This window comes from Lentzea albida (genome assembly GCF_900111005.1).
In the GTDB taxonomy this organism is placed as follows: Bacteria; Actinomycetota; Actinomycetes; order Mycobacteriales; family Pseudonocardiaceae; genus Lentzea; species Lentzea albida.
The window spans coordinates 125,805-138,032 of record NZ_FOFV01000025.1; the positions used below are offsets into that span (position 1 = coordinate 125,805).

At 70.1% G+C, this 12,228-nt stretch carries 15 protein-coding genes; 11 read left to right on the plus strand and 4 right to left on the minus strand.

Translation table 11 applies throughout. The features are described 5' to 3' along the window. Positions 1–54 precede the first annotated feature (54 nt). Positions 55–633: a uridine kinase family protein gene (locus BMY74_RS40175; RefSeq protein WP_245786655.1), complete on the minus strand. Its 579-nt coding sequence runs from the start codon at positions 631–633 to the stop codon at positions 55–57. A 37-nt stretch (positions 634–670) separates the two neighbouring features. On the opposite strand from BMY74_RS40175, the gene BMY74_RS40180 reads away from it, so the two are divergent. Further along, on the plus strand, positions 671–2,020 hold the full coding sequence (locus tag BMY74_RS40180) for a replication-associated recombination protein A (RefSeq protein ID WP_089926386.1): 1,350 nt from the start codon (positions 671–673) through the stop codon (positions 2,018–2,020). On the opposite strand, the gene BMY74_RS40185 is transcribed toward BMY74_RS40180, so the two are convergent. Further along, a complete protein-coding gene (locus BMY74_RS40185) occupies positions 2,021–2,428 on the minus strand; it encodes a MarR family winged helix-turn-helix transcriptional regulator (RefSeq protein WP_089926389.1) in 408 nt (135 codons plus the stop codon). A 102-nt stretch (positions 2,429–2,530) separates the two neighbouring features. On the opposite strand from BMY74_RS40185, the gene BMY74_RS40190 reads away from it, so the two are divergent. Both BMY74_RS40190 and BMY74_RS40195 read left to right on the plus strand, forming a co-directional pair. Next, positions 2,531–3,439 carry an alpha/beta hydrolase gene (locus BMY74_RS40190; RefSeq protein ID WP_089926392.1) on the plus strand — a complete coding sequence of 303 codons (909 nt, stop codon included), beginning with the start codon at positions 2,531–2,533 and terminating at the stop codon, positions 3,437–3,439. A gap of 20 nt (positions 3,440–3,459) precedes the next feature. Continuing rightward, positions 3,460–4,095, plus strand: coding sequence for a maleylpyruvate isomerase N-terminal domain-containing protein (locus tag BMY74_RS40195; RefSeq protein WP_245786656.1), 636 nt, complete (start codon positions 3,460–3,462; stop codon positions 4,093–4,095). A 35-nt stretch (positions 4,096–4,130) separates the two neighbouring features. Here the strand turns inward: BMY74_RS40195 and BMY74_RS40200 are convergent, their stop codons facing one another. After that, positions 4,131–4,709, minus strand: coding sequence for a GNAT family N-acetyltransferase (locus BMY74_RS40200; RefSeq protein WP_089926397.1), 579 nt, complete (start codon positions 4,707–4,709; stop codon positions 4,131–4,133). Positions 4,710–4,801: 92 nt separating this feature from the next. On the opposite strand from BMY74_RS40200, the gene BMY74_RS46900 reads away from it, so the two are divergent. From BMY74_RS46900 to BMY74_RS40240, 8 genes are all read left to right on the plus strand, one after another. Continuing rightward, on the plus strand, positions 4,802–5,011 hold the full coding sequence (locus BMY74_RS46900; protein WP_342718415.1) for a mycothiol transferase: 210 nt from the start codon (positions 4,802–4,804) through the stop codon (positions 5,009–5,011). Between the two features lie 93 nt (positions 5,012–5,104). Beyond that, on the plus strand, positions 5,105–5,497 hold the full coding sequence (locus tag BMY74_RS40210; RefSeq protein WP_089926401.1) for a DUF948 domain-containing protein: 393 nt from the start codon (positions 5,105–5,107) through the stop codon (positions 5,495–5,497). Further along, the gene (locus tag BMY74_RS40215) at positions 5,494–5,763 is read left to right on the plus strand and encodes a hypothetical protein (protein WP_089926404.1); all 270 of its coding nucleotides are present in this window, start codon (positions 5,494–5,496) and stop codon (positions 5,761–5,763) included. Before BMY74_RS40210 ends, BMY74_RS40215 begins: the two co-directional genes overlap by 4 nt. Before the next feature lie 58 nt (positions 5,764–5,821). Beyond that, positions 5,822–8,491 carry an alanine--tRNA ligase gene (gene alaS, locus BMY74_RS40220; RefSeq protein WP_089926408.1) on the plus strand — a complete coding sequence of 890 codons (2,670 nt, stop codon included), beginning with the start codon at positions 5,822–5,824 and terminating at the stop codon, positions 8,489–8,491. Further along, a complete protein-coding gene (ruvX, locus tag BMY74_RS40225; RefSeq protein WP_089926411.1) occupies positions 8,478–8,966 on the plus strand; it encodes a Holliday junction resolvase RuvX in 489 nt (162 codons plus the stop codon). The genes alaS and ruvX overlap by 14 nt, the downstream gene beginning before the upstream one ends. Beyond that, positions 8,963–10,195 carry an endolytic transglycosylase MltG gene (gene mltG, locus BMY74_RS40230; RefSeq protein WP_245786657.1) on the plus strand — a complete coding sequence of 411 codons (1,233 nt, stop codon included), beginning with the start codon at positions 8,963–8,965 and terminating at the stop codon, positions 10,193–10,195. Before ruvX ends, mltG begins: the two co-directional genes overlap by 4 nt. After that, on the plus strand, positions 10,195–11,010 hold the full coding sequence (locus BMY74_RS40235) for a shikimate dehydrogenase (protein WP_245786658.1): 816 nt from the start codon (positions 10,195–10,197) through the stop codon (positions 11,008–11,010). The genes mltG and BMY74_RS40235 overlap by 1 nt, the downstream gene beginning before the upstream one ends. A gap of 231 nt (positions 11,011–11,241) precedes the next feature. Then, positions 11,242–11,739 (plus strand): DUF6985 domain-containing protein, encoded by a 498-nt coding sequence (locus tag BMY74_RS40240; protein ID WP_089926413.1) that lies wholly within the window; start codon positions 11,242–11,244, stop codon positions 11,737–11,739. A 161-nt stretch (positions 11,740–11,900) separates the two neighbouring features. Here the strand turns inward: BMY74_RS40240 and BMY74_RS40245 are convergent. Continuing rightward, the coding region (locus tag BMY74_RS40245) for an integrase core domain-containing protein (RefSeq protein WP_143091914.1) at positions 11,901–12,228 on the minus strand (328 nt) is incomplete at its 5' end.

Consider the following 12,228-nt stretch of genomic DNA (forward strand, 5'->3'; position numbering starts at 1 on the left):
CGTGGTGTGAGCGGCATCTTGCCAGATCAGCCCCACCGCCACCGGGCAACACGATCACGAAACGAGCTCGGTCCTCGCCTTGGCCGGTGTCGTGCGCCGCATGCCCGCGCTGACGCACCTCCTGACCACCTGCGGCTGCTCGCGCATGAGCCGCAGACCGCGCCGGACGAGCGTCGGCACCGGCTTGCGGGCCTCGGCCACGTCCCGGGCGAACCGGCGCACGAACGTCACGGGCGGACTGGGCGCGAGCACGATCGCGTCCCGCAGCACCCCGGCCTCCCGCGCGCCCTGGACCAGCAGGTCCGCGAACAGTCCCTCCGCGATGAACGCGGGCGCGTCGCCGAGCTCGATCACCTGCGTGCCGACCGCGCGGTCCTCGCTGATCGAGTAGACCGGCGCCTCGACCCGTCCGGTGTTCGAGAGCTCGATGATCGCCTGCAACGCCTTGTCCGCGTTCCACGAACCGATGTCGTCCCAGTCGGCCCTGCCGTGCTCGTCGCGGGGCAGCAGCGGGTCGTCGCCGTCGCGGTAGAAGTCGTCCAGGCGGAGCACGGGCCAGCCGAGGTGGGCGGCGAGAGTCGACTTGCCGGAGCCGGAGGGTCCGGCGAGCAGCACGGCACGGGGGATGGGCACGGAACGCGATCCTCCCACATGACCTAGGCTCGAACGCATGAGCGAAGGTCTGTTCGACGAGGGCCTGTTCGGCGCCACCGAGGAGGAGAAGGCCGAACGGATCGCGGCCAACGCGCCGCTGGCCGTGCGGATGCGTCCGGCCACGCTGGACGAGGTCGTCGGCCAGGACCACCTGCTCGGACCGGGTGCGCCGCTGCGCCGGCTGGTCGAGGGCGCCACGCCGGCGTCCGTGATGCTCTACGGCCCTCCCGGCACCGGCAAGACGACCCTCGCGACGCTGGTGTCGAAGGCGACCGGTCGCCGGTTCGTGGCCTTGAGCGCGCTGTCGGCGGGCGTCAAGGAGATGCGCGCGGTCATCGACGAGGCCCGGCGCCGCCTGGTGCGGTCCGGCGAGTCGACCGTGCTGTTCATCGACGAGGTGCACCGCTTCTCCAAGACGCAGCAGGACGCGCTGCTGGGCGCGGTCGAGGACCGGATCGTGCTGCTCGTGGCGGCGACCACGGAGAACCCGTTCTTCAGCGTCGTGTCGCCGTTGCTGTCGCGCTCTCTCGTGTTGCAGCTCAAGTCGTTGACCGATGACGGCGTGCGGTCGGTGATCCAGCGCGCGGTGTCCGACGAACGCGGCCTCGGCGGGTCCGTGACGCTCGAACCCGAGGCGGAGGACCACCTGATCCGCCTGGCGGGAGGCGACGCGCGCCGGTCGTTGACGGCCCTCGAAGCGGCGGCCGACTCGGCGCTGGCGTCGAACGACGGCGTGATCACGCTTCCGCTGCTGGAGTCCACCGTGGACAAGGCGGCGGTGCGCTACGACCGCGACGGCGACCAGCACTACGACGTGACGTCGGCGTTCATCAAGTCGATCCGCGGCTCCGACGTCGACGCGGCCCTGCACTACCTCGCGCGCATGATCGAGGCGGGCGAGGACCCGCGGTTCATCGCGCGGCGGCTCGTCATCCACGCCAGCGAGGACGTCGGCATGGCCGACCCCACGGCGCTGCAGACGTGCGTGGCGGCGGCTCAGGCCGTGCAGCTCATCGGGCTGCCCGAGTGCACGCTGAACCTCGCGCAGGCCACCATCCACCTCGCCACCGCGCCGAAGTCGAACGCCGTCACGACCGCGATCTACGCGGCGATCGAGGACGTCCGCAAGGGCGCCATCGGTTCCGTGCCCGCACATCTGCGCGACGGCCACTACGCGGGCGCGGCGAAGCTCGGCAACGCGCAGGGCTACCGCTACCCGCACGACGTGCCGGAAGGCGTGCTCACGCAGCAGTACGCGCCGGACGACCTGGTGGGCCGCGACTACTACGAGCCGACCGGGCGCGGCAACGAGCGCGCCGTCGCGGAACGGCTGCCACGCCTGCGCAGGGTGATCCGGGGCGAGTGATCAGGCGAGCAGCTCGCGCAGGATCCGCTCGAGTTCGGTGCGGTCGCGCGAGGTGACCTTCGCCAGCCTGCGGTCGAACTCCGCCGCGAGCGCCGTGAGGGCGCGGGTCCGCGCGTTCTCGCCCTCCGCGGTGAGCACGAGGCGGTGGCGCCGCAGGTCCGCGTCGTCGATCTCGCGCCGCATGAACCCCTTCGCGACGAGGTTGCGCACGTAGACCGTCATGCTCGCCTTGGGGATCACCAGCTTGGCGGCGAGCTCGGCCGGGTAGGGCGAGGCCGGTGCCTCGGCGAGCACGAAGAACTCCTTCGGGTCCAGGCCCAGCGCGGTCAGCTCCGCCGTGCAGGCGTCCAGCACGACCGTCAGCAGACGGTGGTTCAGCGTCCACAGCTCAGCGCCGTCGACGGGCATGGGTCCCTCCCGAAGTGGTACAGTTCGGAACTAGTTCAGTTACGTACTATTAGTGCTCTTGAACTTGACTACATCCGAACGATACGGGAGGAGCGTCGTCCTGTGCTGCGCCACCTGACGATCCCGCGCGGGCCGATCGAGCTCGCGGCAGACCTGCACGTGCCCGACGACGAGTCCGCGCCGCCGCGGGCGGTCGTGCTCTCCACCCCCGGCAGCAGCGTCAAGGAGCAGATCGGCGCGAACTACGCGTCGCGCCTCGCCGCCAAGGGGATCACGGCCCTCGTCTTCGACCCCTCCCACCAGGGCCGCAGCGGGGGCGAACCGCGCGACCTCGAAGACCCGTACCGCCGCGGCGAGGACATCTCCTACGCGATCGACGCGCTGAGCACCCTGCCCGGCGTCGATCCCGACCGCATCGGCGTTCTCGGCATCTGCGCCGGCGGCGGTTACGCCGTGCACACCGCCCGCACCGACCACCGCATCAAGGCCGTCGGCACCGTCGTCCCGGGCGACATGGGCGCGTCGTTCCGCGGGTTCCAGCCGGACGGCCCGGTGGCCGCGCTGGACGCCATGGCGGCGGCGCGCACCGAGGAGAACCGCACGGGTGAGCTGACCCGCCTGAACTGGCTGCCCGACACGCTGTCCGACGCGGAGGCCGCGGGGCTGACCGACCTCGACACCACCCAGGCGATCACCTTCTACCGCACCGAACGCGGCCGCAGCGAGCACTCGACGAACCGCCGCCTGGCGCGCGGTGACGCGCTGCTGCTCGGCTACGACCCGTTCCACCTGGTCGACCCGCTCCTCACCCAGCCGCTGCAGGTGGTCCTGGCCGGCCGCCGTGGCAACACCGGCAGCTACGAGGCGGGCATGCGGCTGTGGAAGGCGGCACCGAACCCCGCCGGCCTCATGGTCGTCGAGGGTGCGGGGCACTACGAGATGTACGACGTGCCCGAGTACGTGGACGCCGCGGTGGACCGGCTCGCCGCTTTCTACTCCGAGCACCTGTAGAGCCGCGTAACTTCGGCGTGGTGACGATCAGAGAAGACTTCCTGACCACCGCTCACACAGCCCTCGGCCTCCTGCGCCACGAGCAGGTCGCGGCGAAGTGGGACCAGCCGAGCGCCCTGCCGGAGTTCGGGGTCAGCGGCCTCGCGGGCCACCTCGCCTACCAGGCCCTGCCGCTGCCGTCGATGATCCAGGCGCCTCCGGGCGACGAGCCGGTCGTTCCGCTGATGGAGCACTACGAGCGGGCCAAGTGGACGGACCTCGACCTCGACTCGGAGTTCCACACCCGCATCCGCGCGGGCGGCGAGAAGCTGGCCTCCGGAGGCCACGGCGACCTGTGCGAGCGGTTCGAGCAGGCGCTGGTGGAGCTCGAGAAGTCGTTGCCCGGCCTGGAGGACCGCGGGGTGCGCATGCCGCACTGGGGACCGTGGTCGGTGGCGCTGGACGAGTACCTGGTGAGCCGGCTGATGGAGTTCGTCGTGCACTCCGACGACCTCGCGGTGAGCGTCGGCGTGCCGACGCCCGAGTTCCCGTGCCAGGTCAACGAAACGGTCATCGACCTGCTGACCCGGCTGGCGCTCAACAAGCGCAGCGGGATCGACCTGGTGCGCGCGCTCAGCCGCAAGGAACGCGCACCGCAGGACATCACCGCTTTCTAGCGCCCCGGTGCGTCGCGCTCCCTCCGGTCTGCGGCTCAGCGCTTGCACACCATCAGCAGCGCGACCTTGCCGGGCAGCACGACCTCGTCCGCCGCCACGAACCCACCGGCCTCGAACGACCGGATGGCACGGGTGTTGCGCACGTCCGGCTCCAGCACGATCCGCGTGCAGTGCGGGTCGGCCTCGAACAGCGCGTCGGTGAGCCGGGGGAGCAGCGCCCGCACGAGCCCGCGGTCGGTCATCGCGAGATCGCCGACCGCGAGGTTCAGGCCCAGGTCGTGCGGCCGTGCCAGGTAGCAGCCGCCGACGGCGTGCCTGGCCGCGCGGTAGACCTCGGCGTAGATCACCGGACGGCCGTGCCAGCTGATCAGCAACGGCCGCACGTCGTCGCCGTCGAGCTGCGCCCGCAGCTCGGTCTCCCAGCGGGGCAGCGTCCAGGCCTGGCGCCAGAACGCGGCGACGTGCGGCGCGGAGTTCCACCGGTGGACGAGGTGCAGGTCGTAGCCGTCCGAACGCGCCACGCGGGCGTCCCACGGCATCGACAGCTCCGGGACCGGAGGCGGGCCCGCGGTGATCTGCGGCCGGTAGGAGTCCAGGTGCGACACCGGCTTCACGAGGCCTCCTGGGCGGATCAAGTTAGGATTGCCTTACTCCACGCCTCAGGGCCGCCGCTGTCAAGCCCTGTGTGACGGGTATTTCACAGGCGGTGACGGCCACGCGTCAATGGCCGAGGTCGAACGCGGGCGGTTCGCCCACCACCTCGCGGGCGAGACCGCGGGCGCTGCCGGCCGTGCCGGTCGACGACGTCCGCAAGACGCTGCGGTGGCTGCTCGCGCACAGGAACACCGAGACCGCCCGGCAGGCGGGTCACGCCGACGTCCTCCGCGAGCGGATCGACGGCACCACAGGTCGTTGAAGATCAACAAAACAGGCCGCCCACGTGGATGTCGGACCCACCCGGTAATCTCACCCGCAACCAAGCCCGAACGCCTGTTCACCAGGAGGATCTGTGTCGCCAGGGTGGCTCGCCGCCGGTGCCTTCGTGCTGCTCGTGCTGCTGCTGGCGATTCCGGCGTTCAAGGCCGCGCGCTTCTTCGACGAAGCGACGATCGCCATGCGCAAGGCCCACGAGAACACGGACCCGCTGTTCACCGAGGCCAACACGACGCTCACGCACGTCAACACGCAGCTCGAGCGCGTCGACGGCATCACCGCCAACGCGCGTGCCGTCACGGGCAACGTCTCCGCGCTCACCAGCCTGTTCACCGCCACGCTCGGCGGGCCGCTGGTCAAGGCCGCCGCGCTGTCCTACGGCGTGAGCAAGGCCGTCAAGGCCCGCCGCAAGGCCGCCGAGCAGCCGAACAAGCACGCCAAGCGCCGCCCGAAGCGGGGTGCGCGATGAGCCGCCTGTTCTGGTTCGGCCTGGGTGCCGCGGCCGGCCTCTTCGTCGCGAAGAAGGCCGCCGAGGTGACAAAGCAGGCGACTCCCGCCGGCATCGGCGCTAACGTGGGTGAAGGCCTGCGCGAACTCGCCGGCGCCATCGGTTCCTTCGGGGCCGAGGTGCGGCAGGGAATGGCCGAACGGGAACAGGAGTTGCAGGACACCGTGGAGCGTCAGACGGGATTCACGCCGGGGCGTCGAGCGCCCAGGGCGAACGGGAAGCACTGACCGTTCGCCTCGTGAGCGTGCCCTGACAACTCCCCAGCAACACACTTAGGAACTTCCCGTGCAGACCCACGAGATCATCAAGCGCTTCCGCGAGCACTTCGAGAACGCCGGGCACAAGTACATCCCCAGCGCCTCCCTGCTGCTCGACGACCCGAACCTGCTGTTCGTCAACGCCGGCATGGTGCCGTTCAAGCCGTACTTCCTCGGCGAGGCCCCGCCGCCCGCCCCGCGGATGACGAGCATCCAGAAGTGCGTGCGCACGCCCGACATCGACGAGGTCGGCAAGACGACGCGCCACCTCACGTTCTTCCAGATGGCCGGCAACTTCTCGCTCGGCGACTACTTCAAGGAAGACGCCATCCGCCTGGCCTGGGAGCTGATCACCAAGTCCCAGGACGAGGGCGGCTACGGCTTCGACCCCGAGCGCATCTGGGTCACCGTCTACGAGACCGACGACGAGGCCATCGAGCTGTGGCAGAAGGTCGCCGGCATGCCGCTCGAGCGCATCCAGCGCCGCGGCATCGAGGACAACTTCTGGTCGATGGGCGTCCCCGGCCCGTGCGGCCCGTGCTCGGAGATCTACTACGACCGCGGCCCCGCCTACGGCAAGGAGGGCGGCCCGGTCGTCGACGAGGACAGGTACCTCGAGATCTGGAACCTCGTCTTCATGCAGAACATCCGCGGCGAGGGTGGTGCCAAGAAGGACTACCCGGTCATCGGTGAGCTGCCGTCGAAGAACATCGACACCGGCATGGGCGTCGAGCGCGTCGCCTACCTGCTGCAGGGCGTCGACAACGTCTACGAGACCGACCTGGTCCGCGCCGTCATCAACAAGGCCGAGGAGCTCTCCGGCCGCAAGTACGGCGCCAACGAGACCGACGACGTCCGCTTCCGCGTCATCGCCGACCACGCCCGCAGCGGTGTGCTGCTCGTCGGCGACGGCGTCACGCCCGGCAACGAGGCCCGCGGCTACGTGCTGCGCCGCCTGCTGCGCCGCATCGTCCGCAGCTCGCGCCTGCTCGGCGTGACCGAGCCGGTGCTGCAGACGTTCGCCGAGGTCGTCCGCGACTCGATGGGCGAGGCCTACCCCGAGCTGGTCAGCGGCTTCGCCCGCATCCAGCAGGTGCTCAAGGCCGAGGAGGACACGTTCCTCCGCACGCTCGACGCCGGTTCGCGGATCTTCGAGAACGCCGCCGGCGAGGTGAAGTCCGACGGCCGCGCCACGCTGCCCGGTGACAAGGCCTTCCAGCTGCACGACACCTACGGCTTCCCGATCGACCTCACGCTGGAGATGGCCTCCGAGGCCGGTCTCTCGGTCGACGAGGACGGCTTCCGCAAGCTGATGGCCGAGCAGCGCGCCCGCGCCAAGGCCGACGCCGCCGGCAAGAAGACCGGCCACGGCGACCAGTCGGTCTACCGCGAGCTGCTCGAGCAGGGCCCGACCGAGTTCACCGGCTACACCGAGCTCGCCTCCGAGGCCACGCTGCGCGGCATCGTGCTGAACGGCCAGCGGGTGAAGTCGGCTCGCGAGGGCGACATCGTCGAGGTCGTCCTCGACCGCACGCCGCTCTACGCCGAGTCCGGTGGCCAGGAGTCCGACGCCGGCACGATCGTCACCGGCAACGCCGAGCTGGAAGTGCTCGACGTGCAGAAGGTCGCCCGCAAGCTGTGGGTGCACCAGGTGCGCGTGCGCTCCGGCGAGGTGGCCGAGGGCGAGCACGTCGAGGCCCGCGTCGACCCGGAGTGGCGCGTCGGCGCCCGCCAGGGCCACTCGGGCACGCACGTCGTGCACGCCGCCCTGCGCCAGGTGCTCGGCCCGTCGGCCCTGCAGAGCGGTTCGTACAACAAGCCCGGTTACCTGCGCCTCGACTTCGCCTGGACCGGTGGTCTGTCCGCCGAGGCCAAGAGCGAGATCGAAGAGGTCTCGAACCTCGCCGTGCGCAAGGACCTGCCGGTCGCCGTCGTCTACACCGACATGGCCGGTGCCCAGGACATGGGTGCCGTCGCCCTGTTCGGCGAGACCTACGACGAGACGGTGCGCGTCGTCGAGATCGGCGGCCCCTGGTCGCGCGAGCTCTGCGGTGGCACCCACGTCGAGCACTCGTCGCAGATCGGCCCGATCACCCTGCTGGGTGAGTCCTCGGTCGGGTCCGGCGTGCGCCGCCTGGAGGCCTACGTCGGCATCGAGGCCATGCGGTTCCTGGCCAAGGAACGCGCCATCGTGCAGAACCTCTCCGACATGCTCAAGGTCGGCTCCGACGGCCTGCCCGAGCGGATCGAGTCGCTGGTCGAGCGCCTGAAGTCCGCCGAGAAGGAGCTCGAGAAGGTCCGCGCCGCCCAGCTGCTCGGCAACGCCGGGTCGCTGGCCGACAAGGCCCTCGACATCCGCGGCCTGTCGCTCGTGGCCCTCGGCCTGGAGGGCGTGTCGGGCAACGACCTGCGCACCCTCGGTGGCGAGGTCCGCAACCGCCTGGGCAACAAGCCCGGTGTCGTGGCCCTGTTCTCGGTCGACGGCGACAAGGTCAGCTTCGTGGTGGCCACCACGGCCGCCGCCCGCGACCTGGGCCTGGCCGCCGGCAAGCTCGTCCCGGTGTTCGGCCCGGCCATCGCCGCCCGCGGTGGCGGCAAGCCGGACCTCGCCCAGGGTGGCGGCACGAACCCGGCCGGTGTCGAGGAGGCCATCACGGTCCTCACCAACGAACTGGACAAGGTGCTTGAGCAGCGCTGATGTCGCCGGTGTCGACGATCCGGGCCTCGGACGGAGGCTCGGCGTCGACGTCGGATCGGTGCGAGTGGGAATTTCTCTCAGCGATCCGGGTGCTTTTCTGGCGACTCCGCTGGTTACCCTCCAGCGTGACGAGAAGCGGGGCTCGGACCTCACCGAGCTCGTACGTCTCGTCGCCGAGCATGACGTCGTGGAGGTCGTGGTCGGCTTACCGAAGACACTGGCAGGCAGACACGGCCCGGCAGCGGAATCGGCGGCCGCGTACGCTGCGGCCTTGGCCGGACGCATCGCCCCCGTGCCGGTGCGGCTCAGCGACGAACGACTGACGACGGTCGTGGTGAGCCGGGTGCTGGCACAGCGCGGTGTGAAGGGCAAGAAGCAGCGTGCCGTGGTCGACCAGGCCGCCGCTGTCGAGATCCTGCAATCTTGGCTGGACGCACGGGCACGGTTCGTGTCCGCCCGAAAGGACGAGGCGTGAGCGGCGACGATCTCGGGTTGTTCACCGACCCCGAAGTTGATGAGCGACGCCCGGTCAGAAAGCGCGACCGCGAGCGGGACAACGCGAGGGCGAAGGCGAAGAAGCGCAAGAAGACGGTGCTGTGGCTCGTCGTCGCGCTGGTCCTCGCCGTGGGCCTGGGTGGCGCGTACTACGGCTACAAGGAGCTGCGCGGCATCGGGTCGTTCGAGGACTACGCGGGCAGCGGCGAGGCCGACGCCATCGTCGAGGTCCAGGACGGCGACGTGGTCAGCAAGATCGCGTCGACCCTGTACGACAACGGCGTCATCGCCTCCGCGCGCGCCTTCACCGAGGCCAGCAAGACCGACGCCCGCGTGACGTCGATCCAGCCCGGCTTCTACCTGATGAAGACGAAGATGTCGGGCCAGGAGGCCGTGGCCCGCATGATCGACCCGAAGACGCGCGTCCCCGCCGTCCAGGTCGTCGGCGGCCTCAAGCTCACCGACATCAAGGTGGGCGACAAGACCGTCAAGGGCATCTACTCCCTGCTGGCCGACGCGAGCTGCACGGAGAAGGACGGCGAGAAGAAGTGCCTGACCGCTGACGAGATCAAGGCCGCCGCCGAGCAGACCGACCCGGTCGCCCTCGGCGTTCCGGAGTGGGCGCTCGCGGACGTGAAGGCCGCCCAGCCGCAGTTCCGCCTCGAAGGCCTGATCATGCGCGGCGTCTACCAGGTCAAGCCGGGTGTGAGCGCGGTCGAGCTGATCCGCAGCGTCATCGTGTCCTCCGCGCAGAAACTGCAGGGTGCCGGCATCCCCGGCGGCACGGTGAACACGGGCTTCCGCCCGTACCAGATCCTCGTCATCGCGTCGCTGATCGAGAAGGAAGCGATCGAGCCGGACTTCAGCAAGGTGTCCCAGGTGATCTACAACCGCCTGAAGCTCCTGCCGCAGACGATGCCGCTGCAGTTCGACTCGACCATCAACTACAAGAACAACCAGCCCCACATCCGCACGTCCGACGAGGACCGCGATGCCGACGGGCCGTACAACACCTACAAGAACAGGGGTCTGACGCCGACCCCGATCGGATCGCCGTCGCAGCAGGCCATCGCCGCCGCGATGAAGCCCGAGGGCGGCGACATCCTGTACTTCGTGAAGTGCGACAAGAACGGCAACTCCTGCTTCGCGAAGACGTTCGAGGAGCACGACGCGAACGACAAGAAGGCCCAGCGGGAGGGCGTCTACTAGTGGTGCGCAAGGCGGCGGTGATCGGTTCGCCGATCGAGCACTCCCTTTCTCCCGTGCTGCACAACGCCGCGTACGCCGCGCTGGGCCTCGACTGGGAGTACACGCGGCTGGAGTGCTCCGAGGCGGACGTGCCCGCGCTGGTGTCGTCGCTCGGCCCGGAGTGGGCGGGCCTGTCGTGCACGATGCCGACGAAACGCGCCGCGCTGGCGTTCGCGTCCGTCGTGACCCCGAGGGCCGCGGCCGTCGGTGCGGCGAACACGCTGGTGCGCAGGGGTTCCGAGTGGCACGCCGACTGCACCGACGTGGACGGCGTGGTCGGAGCGTTGCGGGAGAAGGGTTTCTCCGGCGGCACCCACGGCGTGGTGGTCGGCGCGGGCGGGACGGCGACGGCCGCGCTGGCCGGGTTCGCCGCACTGGGCATCTCTTCGGCCTCCCTGGTGGTGCGCGATCCGTCGCGTGCGGCGGAGGCCGTGGAGACCGCGTCCCGCGTCGGCATCACCGTCGAGGTCCTCGCACTGTCCTCTGTGGACCTGGGTGTGCTGGCCGGAGCGTCGGACGTGGTGGTGTCGACGGTGCCCGCCGAGGCCACCGCGCCGCTCGCGGCCGACCTGGCCAAGGCGCCCTACGTGCTGGACGTGATCTACCACCCGTGGCCCACGCCGGTCGCCGAGGCGGTCGAGGCCTCGGGAACGAGGCTCGCCACGGGCCTGGACATGTTGCTGCACCAGGCTTTCGGGCAGGTGGAGCAGTTCACCGGCCTGCCCGCGCCGCAGGAAGTCATGCGGAAAGCGTTGTCCGCCGTAACTTTCGGCTAGATCACCGGCTGCGCGATACCACCGGGCGCCACGCGTGTGATTGTCTTCGCGTGGCTTGTTTGACTGCGGACGATGTGCCACTCGGCCGGAGTCAGCGCATGCCGGTGTTCTTGCGGGGCACCGGTGGGTGGGGCGCACGGGTGTGCCTGCCGGGTGGCTCCGCTTGGGCGCGTGGGTCTTCCGGTCCGGCACCACGGCCGCCAGTGCGCCCCACCTTCCTAAGATGGCCCCGTGGAGATCCCTGGACTCGGCACCCTGACCGAGGACGAGTACGGCAGTCTGGTGAGCGCGCCGGTCCCGGTGCCCGTGCTGGGCGGCATCACGCTCCCGTTCCACGTGGACGGTTACGCGGACGACCCGGCACAGGAGGACTTCCACGCCGCGGTCCGCGCTTTCCTCGCACTGGACCGCACAGCGCTGGAGGCGGCGGCGGACGGCGTCTTCGACTACTACCGGCACATGGGCGAGGTCTTCGGCGACGAGCTGGACGACTTCCCCCGCATCGCCGGTCCCGCCGACGTCTGGGACCACGTCACGTTCGCGCGGCACCAGGTCACGGTGAGCCGCGACGGTGACGGTGAGCCGGTCTACGTCTCCGTCGAGGCCGAGTGCGGTTGGGAGGAGGAACACGGACTGCAGGTCGTGTTCCGCGACGGCGCGCGCATCACGAAGGTGGGCCCGTACGACGGCCACCTCACGAACGACACAGACGTCCTCTACGAACGCTAGGCCGTGTCCCGGGAGTTCGTTTGGTGGCAGGCGCGGGCGAGAGACCCGGAGGCGGTGCCGCCGCGACGTCCTCATACCGGGTTGTATTCGGGCGTCGCGGCGGTGCCGTCTCCGGGGCCCTCGCCCGCTACTGCCGCCCGACGAGACTCCCGGGACACGGCCTAGGTGTATTGACCCGCAGGGTTGTTGATTCGGCTGATGGGTGGGTGGCCGCCGAGCGCGGTGTGGCTGCGGTGGTGGTTGTAGGTGTGCAGGAAGTCTGCCAGGGCCTGGGTGCGTTCGGTGTTGCTGGTGTAGGGCCGTTGGTAGGCCCATTCGTCGAGCAGTGTGCGGTTGAACCGCTCGACTTTGCCGTTGGTCTGCGGCCGGTAGGGGCGGGTGCGTTTGTGGGTGATCCCGGCTGTGGTGAGGGTGTCTCGCCAGAGTCGGGACTTGTAGCAGGAGCCGTTGTCGGTGAGTACTCGTTCGACGGTGATGCCGTGGGTGGTG

Excerpts from the sequence above, each read along its gene's own strand:
- BMY74_RS40180 (WP_089926386.1), top strand. The coding sequence starts at position 671 with ATGAGCGAAGGTCTGTTCGACGAGGGCCTGTTCGGCGCCACCGAGGAG.
- BMY74_RS40185 (WP_089926389.1), bottom strand. The coding sequence starts at position 2,428 with ATGCCCGTCGACGGCGCTGAGCTGTGGACGCTGAACCACCGTCTGCTG.
- BMY74_RS40215 (WP_089926404.1), top strand. The coding sequence starts at position 5,494 with ATGAGCCGCCTGTTCTGGTTCGGCCTGGGTGCCGCGGCCGGCCTCTTC.